The organism is Mesorhizobium sp. B2-1-3A (assembly GCF_006442655.1).
Classification (GTDB): Bacteria; Pseudomonadota; Alphaproteobacteria; order Rhizobiales; family Rhizobiaceae; genus Mesorhizobium.
The window spans coordinates 581,522-595,402 of record NZ_VFWK01000001.1 but is presented as its reverse complement, the minus strand read 5'-3'; the positions used below and the strand labels follow the sequence as shown (position 1 = coordinate 595,402).

The window sequence follows — 13,881 nt, the reverse complement described above, 5'->3', positions numbered from 1 at the left end:
AAAGCCTCTGCAACTTCTCTGACCCGAGCCCAGGAAGGCACGGAGAAGAAAGGAGCATGACGAGACGGTCGAGAGCGGAGACACGGGAGGCGGAAGCACTTCTGGCTTCACACGAAGGCTTTTGATAAAACCTCCGGCCCTCCGTTCAGCCCCCAGCTGGGACCGGCAGATTGGCGGCGTCTATACAGCAATCCACCGAGAAGGCAAGGGCAAGCGGCGTTCCCGATGTCGCAGGGCGCTGGAAAGGAAGCAGCCGCGTCGGTACCGCCTGGCGATTTTCTCGCAACCAGCCTTTAACCACAATGTCAGGTTGCACAGGGTTGAGCCCCGCCGTCAACGGTCGATTCATCATGGAAGGCGCAAAAGCCCGGGCAATCCGCGCAGACCAAGCGGTGGGCATTTCCGGGGGTAAGGATGCTTCTCAACAGATTCTGGCGCTCGAAGAGCGGCAATTTCGCGCTTCTGATGGGGCTCGGTCTGCCGGCCATCCTGTCGGCCGTCGCCTTCGCGGTTGATGTGTCGACCATCATGCGGGCCAAGAGCAACCTGCAGAATGCGCTCGACGCCGCAAATCTCGCCTCCTCTCATCTCGGCGATCTGGATATTACCCGCACGGACGCCTTCGATCGCTATTTTCAGGCCAACATCGTCGGGCATGGCGAACTCGCCAACGCGCAGGCGACGCTGACCGTCGACAGGGGCGTCAACTTCATCAAGACAAAGGCGGTTGCCTCCGCGGACGTCAATTTGAACTTCGCCTTCCTGTTCGGCCAGAACAGGCACATCGTCGTCGATGCCTCGGCTGTCGAATCGAACAATCAGCTCGAAGTCGTGCTGGTGCTGGACAATACCGGCTCGATGGCCGGTGCCCGCATGACGGCATTGAGGACGGCAACGAAGTCCCTGCTGGACACGCTTGAGGCGACAAAATCGCCGACGCGCCAGGTGCGTGCCTCGCTGGTTCCCTTTGTCACGGCGGTCAACGTCAATGGCGATGGGTTCGATCCGTCCTGGATCGACATGGACGGGAAGTCCTCGACCAATGGCATCAATTTCCCCGCCATCGACGGCAAGCGGCCGACCCACATGGCGCTGTTCAAGCAACTGGGGCTGAAGGGCGGATGGAAAGACACCGGGTGGAAAGGCTGCGTCGAGGCTCGCCCCGGCACCTACAACATTTCCGATACGCCACCGGATCCGAACAAGCCCGACACGCTGTTCGTGCCCTATTTCGCTCCCGACGATCCATCATCTGCCACCAAGCCGTCCGGCTCCTATGGCAACTCCGCGACCGGCTACAACAATTCGTACCTCGACGACACCATAGACAAGAACAAACTCAAGCAGTCCGGCATCAATGTGCTGGGTATCGACCTCAGCGGCCTGCTCGGAGGTGTAATCGACGCGTTGTTGGGCGCTGATCTGGAAAAGATCGCCAAATATGTCGCCTCGACGAACAAGCTCGTCACCGAGACCGGCACCGCCATCACCGTTGGGCCGAATCGCTCCTGCCCGACCCCCGTCGTTCCCTTGACCGACGACTTCGACAAATTGCGCAAGGCCGCGAGCCAGATGACGGAGTGGAACGGTTCCGGCACCAATGTCTCGGAGGGCCTGTCGTGGGGCATGCGGGTGCTTTCGCCAGGCGCGCCCTATACCGATGGGGTGCCGTTCAAGACGCCGGGCGTGAGCAAGATTGTCATGCTGCTTACCGATGGCGAGAACGTCGTCTATGGCGCCAGCAATCAGCCGACCAAGTCCGACTACACGTCCTATGGATACCTGGCGGGTGGCCGCTTCGGGTCGGACAATCAGACGACGGCGGCCCGCAATGTCGACGGTTGGACCAAGAGCGTGTGCACGCAATTGAAGAACGAGGGTGTGCAGATCTACACGATGGTGCTGCAGTCCGACACCGCCGCCAACCGCACGCTCTACAGCGCCTGTGCTTCCAACCCGAGCGACTACTATGCCGTCAACGACCCGGCCAAACTGCCGAACGTCTTTCAGCAAATCGCCAACAAGTTCTCGAAGCTGCAACTCACGAACTGAGTGCTCGATATCGAGAGGGCTGCCGCATCTGAAGGATCGGAACCTTCAACTCGTATGGGCGACGACCTTGTCGACCGTCTCGGGGAAGAAGTCGGGTGCGGCATGGCGCTTGCCGAACATCATGTCGTACTGGATGAGCCGGAAATCGCGGATTGCCGGGTCGATCTCCTTTTGACGTGACCAATCGGGCGTGGCCTCGCCGGCCGGGGTCAGCAGCAGGTTACGGTCGACGACGCGGTAGCGCTCGCGCATCTCGCCCAGGAAGCCCGTGTAATAGGGATGGCTGATGCCGGCCGCGGTGAGGATATGATAGGGCAGGAATGCTGGGCTGACCGTGCCGAGGTCCGCGACCGGGCCGGAACGGTTCGACCAGATGATCAGCGGTGTCTCGTGATGCTCAAGGGCGGCTTGCGGTGTAGGCTCCTTGCGTGGCGCGACGTTGTCCTTCAGGAAGCCGGTCTCGACATAGACCGGCCCCAGCGGCGGCAGATGGTCGCCGAAGAAGGCGACAATCGTCGGCCGGTCGCGCTTCTTGGCCCATTCGATCAGCCGTTCAAGGCCGTGGTCCGCGTCGGCTGAACCCTCCGCGTAGCTCAGCAGCGAATCGCGCGCCCACTGGCTGATCGGCGCCTGCACGGCGTGGGTCGGGTTGTAGTAGCGGTTCGGTTCATAGGGGCCATGGTTCTGCAGGCTGACCGCGAAGAAGAACACCGGATCGTCACTGGCGTCGGCTTCCCGGATGATCTCATCCGTCATCGCCGCATCCGAAGCCAGCGGTCCGCGCTTTTCCATGGGGGGCAGCGTCTCTTCCGACTTGAAATCGTTGAAACCGAAATCGGCGTACACCGCGCCACGGTTCCAGAACCAGTTGGTGCCCGGATGGATAGCGCGCGCCCTGTAGCCCTCGCTCTTCAGGAAGGTCGCCATCGATGGTGTCGGCGTGCGCACATATTGTTGGTAAGGGATGCTGCCGGCCGGCAGGAAAGCGTTGGAAAAGCCGGTCAGCGCCTCGAATTCGATGTTTGCGGTCATGCCGCCGAATTCAGGCGAGAACATCGAACCGGAACGCAATGCCCGCACGGTGGGAATGGGATCCGGTGTGATGGTGACGCCGGGCAGCTTGGTCGGATCCCAGAAGGATTCGCTCATGACGATAATGATGTCTGGCTTTTCATCGGGCACCGAGGCCGTTATCTGCGGCCGGTCGATCGCCGCGATCGCCTTTTCCGTATAGCCCGGGGGTGCCGAGACATGGGCCATCGGCACGTTGAGCGCGAAGGCCAACGCAAAGCCGTTGGAGGCGTAGTTTTCCTTCTGGTCCCACATGATCGGGATGATCTGCAGCCGATCCCTGGTCCATGAGAAAGTGGCGTAGTCCATGATCGAGACGAAGAAGGCGAGCAGCGGCACCGCCAGCGTCAGCCGGGCAAGGCGACCCTTGTGGCTGAGCGCGGGAACCTTGCGGCGCCACAGCCGCCAGCCATAGACGAGCAGCGACAGGCCGGCGACGATGCCGACGACTATGGCGAGCGCGGTCATCGGCCGTTCACGCACCAGGAGCGGCAACAGGGCGAAGATCTGGCGGGCGTAGAGGAAATCCGTCGGGTAGAGCGGATCGCCGAGATAGTGCGATTTCTGGTGGCCGACAAAGGCCAGCGAGAGCGTCAATGGCGCGACGATCATCAGGCTCTGGTGGCTGCGGCCGAACACGGCGTCGAGGCCGATCAGGATCAGCGCGAACACGACGATGGTCGTCCATCCCGGCTTGAGCGGCTGCAGGAAGAAGGAGACGGTGCCGGCAAAGTCACCGCGCACGATCAATTCGATGGCGAACACCAGGATGGTTGAGATCGCCAGGCTGATCAATCCGTAACGGACGACCGGCCATGTCCGGCCCGGCAGATAGCCGGTGGACGGATCGTCTTCCAGGAACTGAGGCGCGGCTTTACCGGCGCGTTTCGAACTCTTTGCCACTTTAACTTCCCACCCAGCGACAACCCAAGTCACGCGATTGTCATATAATTGTCACGCAAAGCTAGCGCCTGTGGCGGAAATAAGAAGAGCCAGCAAACGATTCGTGAGCGGTTTTCATCAGGTGTGATCGCCAAAAAGCCCTTTCGGAACAGGCACTCGGCGCATGGTTCGGATTTGGGCACGGGTCCAGCCGGGCTTGACTTGGCGGGCTGCCTTGCGCCACAGGCAGGAAAAATTCGTATTATCAGGCAAGCACAACCAGTCTTCGGGAGCCCTAGCATGGCCGTCGCATTCACCTTTCCGGGACAAGGCAGCCAGGCTGTCGGAATGGGCAAGGATCTTGCCGATGCCTTTCCGGAGGCGCGCAGGATATTCCAGGAAGTCGACGACGCGCTTGGCGAAAACCTGTCGAAGCTGATCTGGGAAGGTCCGGAAGAGACGTTGACGCTGACCGCCAATGCACAGCCGGCACTGATGGCGGTTTCGCTGGCTGCCGTGAGGGCGCTGGAAGCGCGCGGTTTCTCGCTGAAGGACAAGGTCGCCTATGTCGCCGGCCATTCGCTGGGCGAATATTCGGCCCTTGCCGCCGCCGGCTTTGTTTCCGTCGCCGATGCCGCCCGCCTGCTGCGCATTCGCGGCAACGCCATGCAGGCGGCGGTGCCGGCCGGCGAGGGCGCCATGGCGGCGATCATCGGACTGGAGCAGGCGGATGTCGAAGCCGCTTGCGCCGAGGCCGTGCAAGGGGCCGGCAAGGTCTGTCAGATCGCCAACGACAATGGTGGCGGCCAACTGGTCATCTCCGGCGCCAAGGCCGCGGTCGAGCTGGCGGCGAAACTGTGCACCGAAAAGGGCGCCAAGCGGGCGCTGATGCTGCAGGTCTCGGCGCCCTTTCATTCCGCGTTGATGGCGCCGGCGGCGAACGTCATGCGCGACGCGCTCGCCGGGGTGGCGAAGAACGCGCCGGCGGTCCCCGTGGTGTCCAACGTCACCGTGACCCCGACCAGCGATCCGGATGAGATCGCCCGGCGCCTGGTCGAGCAGATAACCGGCCGCGTGCGCTGGCGCGAAACGGTGGAATGGTTCGGTGCCAACGGCGTCGCGACGCTTTACGAGATCGGCGCCGGCAAGGTGCTGTCGGGCCTGGCACGGCGCATCAACCGCGATATCGCTACATCGGCTGTCGGCACGTCGGCCGATGTTGAGGCGGCACTGGCCGCATTTGCATAATACACTGGCGATTTGACCCCTTCCGTGTGAAGGGTGTTTTCTCAGATCAGGAGACAAAAATGTTCGAACTGACCGGCCGCAAGGCGCTCGTCACCGGCGCATCGGGAGGCATCGGCGAGGCGATCGCCCGCGTGCTGCATGCGCAAGGCGCCATTGTCGGCCTGCATGGCACCCGCATCGAGAAACTCGAGACACTGGCCGCCGAACTCGGCGACCGGGTAAAGCTGTTTCCGGCCAATCTGGCGAATCGCGACGAGGTCAAGGCGCTTGGCCAGAAGGCGGAGGCCGATCTCGAAGGCGTCGACATCCTGGTCAACAATGCCGGCATTACCAAGGACGGGCTGTTCGTGCGCATGTCGGACGCCGATTGGGATAGCGTGATCGAAGTCAATCTGACCGCCGTTTTCCGGCTGACGCGCGAACTCACCCATCCGATGATGCGCCGCCGCCATGGCCGCATCATCAACATCACCTCGGTGGTTGGTGTCACGGGCAATCCCGGCCAAACCAACTACTGCGCCTCCAAGGCCGGCATGATCGGCTTCTCCAAGTCGCTGGCGCAGGAGATCGCCACCCGCAACATCACCGTCAACTGCGTTGCCCCGGGCTTCATCGAATCGGCGATGACCGACAAGCTCAACGACAAGCAGAAAGAGGCGATCATGGCGGCGATCCCGACGCGCCGCATGGGATCGAGTGTTGAAGTGGCGTCCGCCGTCGCCTACCTCGCCTCCAACGAAGCCGCCTACGTCACCGGGCAGACCATCCATGTCAACGGTGGCATGGCCATGATTTGACCAGACATGGCGGGGTTGTGAAAAGAGACCATTTCACCTTGGACCTCGGCCATTTTTCGTGTAATGCGGCCCGCAACCCGGCGGTTCGGGCAAAAACCGGTCCGTAGCCGTTGCGTTTCCGGCAGGACCATCTTTCAGCTTGATTAGCGGCATTCTGCCCGCTAACGAAGACAGACAAACAAAAGACGAGGATGCCCAAATGAGTGACACCGCAGAGCGCGTCAAGAAGATCGTCATCGAGCACCTTGGCGTCGATGCCGACAAAGTGACGGAGCAGGCGAGCTTCATCGATGATCTGGGCGCTGACAGCCTCGATACGGTCGAACTCGTCATGGCGTTCGAAGAAGAGTTTGGCGTCGAGATTCCCGACGACGCGGCCGAGACCATCCTGACCGTCGGCGATGCCGTGAAGTACATCGACAAGGCTTCGGCCTGACGCTTTCCGCAGTCATCACCGGGGAGGACCTGCGATGAGGCGTGTCGTCGTCACGGGCCTTGGGTTGTTGTCGCCGTTCGGCATGGGCTTTGAGCACAGCTGGAAGGAACTTCTGACCGGCCGCAGCGCCGCCAAGCGCATCACCGAGTTCGAGGTGGAGGATCTTGCCTGCAAGGTCGCCCACGTCATTCCGCGTGGTGACGGCAGCAATGCTACCTTCAATCCAGAGGCCGTGCTCGAGCCTAAGGAATTGCGCAAGATCGGCGACTTCATCCTGTACGGGATTGCCGCCGCCGACGAGGCGCTGAAGGATTCCGGCTGGGAGCCCAAGACGCATGAGGAGCAGTGCGCCACCGGCGTGCTCATCGGGTCCGGCATTGGCGGCATCGAGGGCATCGCCGAGAACGCGATAATCCTCAAGGAGCGCGGTCCGCGCCGCATCAGCCCCTTCTTCATTCCTGGCCAGATCATCAATCTTGTCTCTGGCCAGGTTTCGATCCGGCACGGGCTGAAAGGCCCGAACCATGCCGTCGTCACTGCCTGTTCGACCGGCGCGCACGCCATTGGCGATGCTGCCCGGCTGATCATGTGGGGTGATGCCGACGTGATGGTCGCCGGTGGCGCCGAAGCGCCGGTGACGCGGCTGTCGATCGCGGGCTTCGCCGCCTGTCGGGCGCTGTCGACCGAGCGCAATGACACGCCGCAGACGGCCTCGCGTCCCTATGACCGTGACCGGGACGGCTTCGTCATGGGCGAGGGCGCCGGTGTCGTGGTGCTGGAAGAACTCGAGCATGCCAAGGCGCGCGGGGCGAAAATCTACGCTGAGGTGACTGGTTACGGTCTCACGGGCGACGCCTATCATATCACCGCACCGGCTGAAGACGGCGACGGCGCTTTCCGTTGCATGACGGCGGCGTTGAACCGGGCCAAGCTTACGCCTTCCGACGTCGACTACATCAACGCGCATGGCACCTCGACCATGGCCGACACGATCGAGCTCGGCGCCGTCGAGCGGCTTGTCGGCAATGCCGCGTCGAAGATTTCGATGTCGTCGACCAAGTCGTCGATCGGCCATCTGCTGGGCGCGGCGGGTGCCGCCGAGGCGATCTTTTCGATCCTCGCTATCCGGGACAATATCGCGCCGGCGACCATCAACCTCGACAACCCGGAGCGTGAAACCGCGATCGACCTGGTGCCGAACAAGCCTCGCTCCCGCCAGATCGACGTGGCGCTGTCCAATTCCTTCGGCTTCGGCGGCACAAACGCTTCGCTTGTGTTCCAGCGATACAATGGCTGATCGTCCGGCCGCCGGACGATGCTTCGGCGTGCCGTCAATTTTGCCATATTCGCCCCTACTCTGCCGCAGGGGATTCGTTGGGCGATCAAACGGTAGGGCAAAATGAACACAAATCCGGTGGGCAACGGAGAATTCGGGCAACGGCCGGCGAACACCGGGCCGATCGTGCCGAAGACAGCCAGCGAGGCCTTGCGGCCGGAAGCCGGAACGCCGCCGCCGAAACGCTCGCGCGCTTCGCGCAGCCAGGTCGTGGTGTTCATGAACTTCGTCATCTCCTCGGTGATGCTGTTGGTTCTGGCGGCTGGCGTGGCGGTCTATTTCGGCAAGCAGGAATTCACAGAACCCGGCCCTTCGGCCAATGGCGACACCTTCCTGGTCAAGGCGAACACTGGCGTCCAGGATATCGCCGACCAGCTTGAGCGTCGCGGGCTGATCAGCGACGCCCGCGTCTTCCGCCTTGGCGTGCGTGCCTTCGGCAATGATTCCGCGCTCAAGGCCGGCGAATACGAGATCAAGCCCAGGGCATCCATGCGCGACATCATGGAGCTCCTGAAAAGCGGCAAGTCGGTGATGTACTCGCTGACCATTCCGGAAGGGCTGACGGTTGAGCAGGCCCTGCAGCGTGTCGCCGACGAACCCGCCCTGAGTGGCGACATGCCTTCGACAACGCCTGCCGAAGGCAGCCTTGCCACCGACACGCTGCGCTTCACGCGTGGAGCGACGCGCCAGCAGATGATCGACAAGCTGCTGGCCGACCAGAAGAAGCTGGTCGACGAGGTATGGCAGCGGCGCGCGCCGGATCTGCCGCTCGCCAATGTCGAGGACTTTGTCACCCTGGCGTCGATCGTCGAGAAGGAAACCGGCAGGGGTGACGAGCGTTCGCGCGTCGCCGCTGTCTTCCTGAACCGGTTGGCCAAGGGCATGCGCCTGCAATCCGATCCGACCATCATCTATGGTCTGTTCGGTGGCAAGGGAAAGCCTGCCGACCGCCCGATCTACCAGTCGGACATCCAAAAGCAGACACCTTACAACACCTATGTGATCAACGGCCTGCCGCCGACGCCGATCGCCAATCCGGGCCGTGCGGCACTTGAGGCCGTGGCCAATCCATCGAAGACCGACGATCTCTATTTCGTTGCTGACGGCACGGGCGGTCATGTCTTTGCCGCGACGCTGGACGAGCACAATGAGAACGTCGCCCGTTATCGTGCGCTGCAGAAGAAGCAGGCCGATGACGCGGCCAAGGCCGCTGCCGCTGGTGCCAACGGCAATGCGGACAAGCCTGCTGCCGACAAGCCCGCCGATGGCGCCGACAGCACCGGTGGCGACAATGGTGACGCCGGCGGCGATGCGGGTGATGCCCAGTAAGACGAAGAAAGGCGTTGCCCGGAAGGCGACAGCCTGACATTTGAAAGAACGCCACGCGTCCGATTTCGACGCGCCCGCGGCGTGGTTGTTTTCAAGCAGCACTTGCCCTGTCCGGAAAACTGGTTCGGGGTGATGCGCCAGGGATGTGCAGGCGACATGAATTTGCAGAGCATGACCGGATTTGCACGTGCCGTCGCCGAGCATGACGGCACCTCGATCGCCTGGGAGGTCAAGTCCGTCAACGGCAAGAGCGTCGAGGTGCGGCTGCGGCTGCCGCAAGGTTTCGAGCGGCTGGAGCCAGCGGTGCGACAGACGCTGCAGAAGCGTTTCGCCCGCGGCAATTTCCAGGCGACGCTCACAATCGGCCGCGCCGCCGGCGCGCAGGCGCAACCCGTCGTCAACGAGGCGTTTCTGAAAGACCTTGCGGGTCTCGCCAAGCGTCTGCAGGAACAATTCGACGTTGCCCCGGCGACAGCCGACGGATTGCTGTCGCTGCGAGGCGTGCTCGACATTCCTGAAACCGTCGAAACCGAGGAGGCGCGCGCCGCGCTCGACGCCGCCATCACGGTTGCGCTTGACGTCGCGCTGAAAGGGCTGGAACAGGCGCGGCAGGGCGAGGGTGCGGCACTGGCTTTGCTGCTGTCCGGTCACATCGATGCCATCGAGGCACTGACGTTGCGCGCGGAGGCGGATCCCTCACGCGACACCGCGGCGATCCGTGAACGCATCGCCGAGCAGGTCAGGCTGCTGATGGACGCGTCCGCCAATCTGGACGCCAGCCGGCTGCACATGGAGGCAGCATTCCTTGCGACCAAGGCTGATATCCGCGAAGAGATCGACCGGCTGAAAACGCATGTCGCATCTGGCCGGGCCCTGCTTGGGGGCGGCGGCGCCGTCGGCCGCAAGCTCGATTTTCTGGCACAGGAATTTAACCGCGAATCGAATACGCTGTGCTCGAAGTCGAACGCCGCAGCCGTCACCGCGATCGGGCTGGAACTGAAGGCCGTGGTCGACCAGTTTCGTGAACAGGTCCAGAATCTGGAGTAGCCGATGGTTGCCAAGGAACCGATGGTTCCCAGGGATTTGGGGGGCCGCATCCGCCGCCGGGGGCTGATGCTCGTCCTGTCGTCGCCATCCGGTGCCGGCAAGTCGACGATCGCGCGCAACCTCCTGGAAAGCGATTCCAGCCTCGAATTGTCGGTCTCGGTCACCACCAGGCCGCGGCGCGGCTCGGAGATCGAGGGTGTTCACTACCATTTCCGCACCATGCGCGACTTCGAGCGGCTGCGTGATTCCGATGCGCTGCTCGAGTGGGCGGAAGTGCACGGCAATTGCTATGCGACACCGCGTGAACCTGCGGAACTGGCGCTGGCGCAAGGCCGCGACATGCTGTTCGACATCGACTGGCAAGGCGCCCAGCAGCTCAAGGAGAAGATGCGTGCCGATATCGTCTCGATCTTCATCCTGCCGCCATCGATGAAGGAATTGAAGGCGCGGCTGAAGCGCCGCGCCGAGGACCAGGAAGCGGTGATCGAGACGCGGCTGAAGAACGCCCGCAATGAGATCGAGCACTGGAAGGAATATGATTTCGTCATCGTCAATGACGATCTCGACCGCGCCTTCGCCGAGGTGCGCGGCATCGTCGTCGCCGAACGATTGCGGCGGGACCGCCGGCCCGGCCTGTTCGATTTCGTCTCCGGTCTGTTGGACGAGAAGACGGCGTGAGGTCTTTTTTCCTTCTCCCGTTCACGGGGAGAAGGTGGCCCCAAGGGCCGGATGAGGGGCAGCGCCAAACCTGCGAAAAGTTCGTGCCGCCCCTCATCTGCCTGCCGGCATCTTCTCCCCGTGAACGGGGAGAAGCGAGCTAAACAGCGTTCGTCAGCCGCACAAATTCCTCGACGCTGAGCGTTTCGGCACGTCTTGTCGGGTCGATGCCCGCGCGCTCGAGCAAGGCCTCGCCGCCGAGGCTTTTCACGCTCTGCCGCAACATCTTTCGGCGTTGGCCGAAGGCGGCTTCGGTGACACGGCCGAGTTTCTTCACGTCAGTGGGCAGGGGTGTCGCGCGCGGCTCCAGATGCACCACCGAAGAGGTGACCTTGGGCGGCGGCGTAAAGGCCTGGGGCGGCACGTCGAAGGCAATCCTGGCTTGCGTGCGCCAGCCGGCCAGCACGCCAAGCCTGCCATAGGCATCGCTGCCAGGCGCGGCGACGATGCGCTGGGCCACCTCACGCTGGAACATCAGCGTCATCGAGGCGTAGAACGGCGGCCAGTCCATCACAGTCAGCCAGCGGACGAGCAATTCCGTGCCGATATTGTAGGGCAGGTTGGCCACGATCCTCACCATCCCACCATCTCCGGCCGCTGCCTCGGCGAGGACGGCGAAGTCGGTCTTCAGCGCGTCGCCGGAAATCACCTCCAGCCGGCCGGGATAGTGAGCGGATACTTCGGCAAGCGCCGCCAGGCAGCGCTCGTCGCGCTCGATGGCGACAACCCGGCGGGCGCCGTTGGCAAGCAGCGCTCTTGTCAGGCCGCCAGGCCCAGGACCAACCTCGATCACAGCAGTGTTTGTCAGGTCGCCGGCGCTGCGTGCGATCTTGCCCGTCAAATTGAGATCGAGCAGGAAATTCTGGCCGAGCGCCTTTTTCGCCTGCAGCCCATGGCGCTCGATGACATCGCGCAGCGGCGGCAGCCCGTCAAGGCTCATGCGTTCGGACCCGAAACGGGAGCGCTCATGCGGCGGCGGCCTTGCTGTCGATGTCGGCGAGCCGTCTGGCGAGCTTCAATGCGGCGATCAGGCTATCGGGCCGCGCAATGCCCTTGCCGGCGATGTCGAAGGCGGTGCCATGGTCGGGCGACGTGCGGATGAAGGGCAGGCCGAGCGTGACGTTGACCGCCTCGTCGAAAGCCAGCGCCTTGGCCGGGATCAAGGCCTGGTCGTGATACATGCACAGCGCCACATCGTAGCCCGCCCGCGCCCGGGCATGGAACAACGTGTCGGCCGGCAGGGGGCCGAAAGCATCGATGCCCTCGGCGCGCAGGATGTCGACCGCCGGGCGCACCACACGTTCGTCTTCCTGGCCCATGGAGCCGCCTTCGCCGGCATGCGGGTTGAGGCCGGCAATGGCAAGCCTCGGCCTGGCGATGCCGAAACGGCTGGCGAGATCGGTGGCCGTGATGCGCGCCGTCGCCACGATCAATTCGGTGGTCAGCGACTTCGGCACCTCGGCCAGCGCGATGTGGATGGTGACGGGAACGGTGCGCAGATCAGGGCCCGCCAGCATCATGACCGGCGTCACCTCGACACCGCTGTGCCGGGTCGCCAGATGCGCCAGATATTCGGTATGGCCGGGAAAGCGGAACCCGGCATCGTAGAGCGGCTTCTTGGCGATAGGGCAGGTGACCACGGCAGCTGCGTCGCCGGCGAGGCAAGCGGCGACAGCGCGGTCGATCGCCTCGATCGTGCCGGCCGCATTGGCCGGATCCGGCTTGCCGGGGCTGTCGATGAACCGGGCCGCCAGTGGAACGACCGGCAGGCTGTCGACGAAAATTCGCGCCGTTTGCGCCGGCGTTGTCTCGACGATCGGCACCGACACGCCGAGGTGGCTTGCCCGCGATGCGATCAGCGCCGGATCAGCCAGGAGATAGAAGGCGGGCAAGCCGGCTGCCTCGCGCGCCAGGAAGGCGGCGATAGCGATTTCGGGGCCGATGCCGGACGGATCGCCAACGCTCAGCGCCAGGGCCTTCATCGCGCTGCTCACGTCAGCGCTTGACGATGCGGGCTTTTGCCTTCAGCTCTTCGACATATTTCTTGCTGAGATCGTCGGCCGCCTTGTCATTGGAGCCTTCGCTCTGGAACACCATCTGGGCGGTCTTGTCGTCGGACACTTCGCGCGATGAGCAGATGCCGATAAATTCGACGCCGCGCTCGGTTTCGCGCGTGACGGTGGCGCCGCCAACCTTGGTGGCCTTGATCTGCTCGGCCCAGTCCGGCGGCAGTTGTGGCGCCAGCACCCGGCCCAGATCGCGAACGGTGACGTCGATCAGGCCCTTGGCGAACTCGCGCGTCGTGTTGCAGCCGTTGAAGCGGGCGCGCATGGCGTCGGCCTCGCGCTTGCGCTTGGCCAGCGTCGCGCTGCGTTCGGCGGCCGGCACGACGAAGATGACCTGCTGCAGCATGTACTCGGTGGCGCTTGGCTTGGCGCCGCCCTTGTCGAGCATGCGCCGGACCGCGTCCTGCTCGGTTACGCTGCCGCCTTCTCCGGAACGGTAGCGCGCGCTCAAGGCCTGGTTCCAGGCCATCTGGGCGCGGATGAACTCCTTGAAGTGTTCCTTGGTGACTCCGGATTTTTCCATGACGCCGTCGAGTTGGCTGAGTTGCATCTTGTTGCCGGAAGCAAAGCGCTGATAGGCAGCCTCGACCTGCGCGTCGCTGATGCGGATGCCAAGCCGCCTGGCCTCGGCAAGGCGCAGCGTCTGATCGATCATTTCCTGGGCGGCGTCGCCACCCTTCTTGTGCTGCAGTTTCAGGAAGGCGGCACGATGCGCGATATCGCCTGACGTGATTGGTATGTCGTTGACGACGTACTTGATCTCGCTGGCGAAGGCCGGCGGCGTCATGACGGTCATTGACACGGATGTTGCCGCCACAAGCAGCGCGAACCCTGCTGAAAAGAGGTATTTCCTCATCATTAGCATCCCAATTCTATCCCGGTTCCGCCCAATTTCGTCCT

General features: G+C 63.3%; 12 protein-coding genes. 8 read left to right on the top strand and 4 right to left on the bottom strand.

All coding sequences use genetic code 11. The annotated features are described in order from the left end of the window. The first annotated feature begins 414 nt into the window (after positions 1–414). Positions 415–2,052, top strand: coding sequence for a pilus assembly protein (locus FJ977_RS03020; protein WP_140768420.1), 1,638 nt, complete (start codon positions 415–417; stop codon positions 2,050–2,052). A gap of 45 nt (positions 2,053–2,097) precedes the next feature. On the opposite strand, the gene FJ977_RS03015 is transcribed toward FJ977_RS03020, so the two are convergent. Continuing rightward, on the bottom strand, positions 2,098–4,059 hold the full coding sequence (locus FJ977_RS03015; RefSeq protein ID WP_140768418.1) for an LTA synthase family protein: 1,962 nt from the start codon (positions 4,057–4,059) through the stop codon (positions 2,098–2,100). A 246-nt stretch (positions 4,060–4,305) separates the two neighbouring features. On the opposite strand from FJ977_RS03015, the gene fabD reads away from it, so the two are divergent. The 7 genes from fabD to gmk all read left to right on the top strand — a co-directional run bounded on the left by fabD (position 4,306) and on the right by gmk (position 10,876). Beyond that, the gene (gene fabD / locus FJ977_RS03010) at positions 4,306–5,253 is read left to right on the top strand and encodes an ACP S-malonyltransferase (RefSeq protein ID WP_140768416.1); all 948 of its coding nucleotides are present in this window, start codon (positions 4,306–4,308) and stop codon (positions 5,251–5,253) included. A 59-nt stretch (positions 5,254–5,312) separates the two neighbouring features. Further along, the gene (fabG, locus tag FJ977_RS03005) at positions 5,313–6,050 is read left to right on the top strand and encodes a 3-oxoacyl-[acyl-carrier-protein] reductase (RefSeq protein ID WP_140768414.1); all 738 of its coding nucleotides are present in this window, start codon (positions 5,313–5,315) and stop codon (positions 6,048–6,050) included. Between the two features lie 199 nt (positions 6,051–6,249). Beyond that, positions 6,250–6,486, top strand: a complete 237-nt coding sequence (locus FJ977_RS03000) for an acyl carrier protein (RefSeq protein ID WP_006203723.1) — start codon at positions 6,250–6,252, stop codon at positions 6,484–6,486. Between the two features lie 34 nt (positions 6,487–6,520). After that, entirely contained in the window at positions 6,521–7,783 is a 1,263-nt protein-coding gene (gene fabF, locus FJ977_RS02995; RefSeq protein ID WP_140768412.1) for a beta-ketoacyl-ACP synthase II, read from the top strand. 102 nt (positions 7,784–7,885) lie between these two features. Beyond that, on the top strand, positions 7,886–9,151 hold the full coding sequence (gene mltG / locus FJ977_RS02990) for an endolytic transglycosylase MltG (protein WP_140768410.1): 1,266 nt from the start codon (positions 7,886–7,888) through the stop codon (positions 9,149–9,151). Positions 9,152–9,307: 156 nt separating this feature from the next. Then, positions 9,308–10,198, top strand: coding sequence for a YicC/YloC family endoribonuclease (locus tag FJ977_RS02985; RefSeq protein WP_140768408.1), 891 nt, complete (start codon positions 9,308–9,310; stop codon positions 10,196–10,198). Positions 10,199–10,219: 21 nt separating this feature from the next. Next, positions 10,220–10,876, top strand: coding sequence for a guanylate kinase (gene gmk, locus FJ977_RS02980; protein ID WP_140769699.1), 657 nt, complete (start codon positions 10,220–10,222; stop codon positions 10,874–10,876). 139 nt (positions 10,877–11,015) lie between these two features. On the opposite strand, the gene rsmA is transcribed toward gmk, so the two are convergent. Genes rsmA through FJ977_RS02965 form a run of 3 tightly spaced genes read right to left on the bottom strand, consistent with a single transcriptional unit; the run spans position 11,016 to position 13,846 of the window. After that, on the bottom strand, positions 11,016–11,855 hold the full coding sequence (gene rsmA / locus FJ977_RS02975; RefSeq protein WP_140768406.1) for a 16S rRNA (adenine(1518)-N(6)/adenine(1519)-N(6))-dimethyltransferase RsmA: 840 nt from the start codon (positions 11,853–11,855) through the stop codon (positions 11,016–11,018). A 25-nt stretch (positions 11,856–11,880) separates the two neighbouring features. After that, positions 11,881–12,897: a 4-hydroxythreonine-4-phosphate dehydrogenase PdxA gene (pdxA, locus tag FJ977_RS02970; protein ID WP_181179654.1), complete on the bottom strand. Its 1,017-nt coding sequence runs from the start codon at positions 12,895–12,897 to the stop codon at positions 11,881–11,883. A gap of 13 nt (positions 12,898–12,910) precedes the next feature. Further along, positions 12,911–13,846 carry a peptidylprolyl isomerase gene (locus tag FJ977_RS02965; protein WP_181179536.1) on the bottom strand — a complete coding sequence of 312 codons (936 nt, stop codon included), beginning with the start codon at positions 13,844–13,846 and terminating at the stop codon, positions 12,911–12,913. Between the last annotated feature and the right edge of the window lie 35 nt (positions 13,847–13,881).

Excerpts from the sequence above, each read along its gene's own strand:
- rsmA (WP_140768406.1), bottom strand. The coding sequence starts at position 11,855 with ATGAGCCTTGACGGGCTGCCGCCGCTGCGCGATGTCATCGAGCGCCAT.
- fabD (WP_140768416.1), top strand. The coding sequence starts at position 4,306 with ATGGCCGTCGCATTCACCTTTCCGGGACAAGGCAGCCAGGCTGTCGGA.
- FJ977_RS02965 (WP_181179536.1), bottom strand. The coding sequence starts at position 13,846 with ATGCTAATGATGAGGAAATACCTCTTTTCAGCAGGGTTCGCGCTGCTT.
- fabG (WP_140768414.1), top strand. The coding sequence starts at position 5,313 with ATGTTCGAACTGACCGGCCGCAAGGCGCTCGTCACCGGCGCATCGGGA.
- mltG (WP_140768410.1), top strand. The coding sequence starts at position 7,886 with ATGAACACAAATCCGGTGGGCAACGGAGAATTCGGGCAACGGCCGGCG.
- FJ977_RS02985 (WP_140768408.1), top strand. The coding sequence starts at position 9,308 with ATGAATTTGCAGAGCATGACCGGATTTGCACGTGCCGTCGCCGAGCAT.
- fabF (WP_140768412.1), top strand. The coding sequence starts at position 6,521 with ATGAGGCGTGTCGTCGTCACGGGCCTTGGGTTGTTGTCGCCGTTCGGC.
- FJ977_RS03020 (WP_140768420.1), top strand. The coding sequence starts at position 415 with ATGCTTCTCAACAGATTCTGGCGCTCGAAGAGCGGCAATTTCGCGCTT.
- pdxA (WP_181179654.1), bottom strand. The coding sequence starts at position 12,897 with ATGAAGGCCCTGGCGCTGAGCGTTGGCGATCCGTCCGGCATCGGCCCC.
- gmk (WP_140769699.1), top strand. The coding sequence starts at position 10,220 with ATGGTTCCCAGGGATTTGGGGGGCCGCATCCGCCGCCGGGGGCTGATG.
- FJ977_RS03000 (WP_006203723.1), top strand. The coding sequence starts at position 6,250 with ATGAGTGACACCGCAGAGCGCGTCAAGAAGATCGTCATCGAGCACCTT.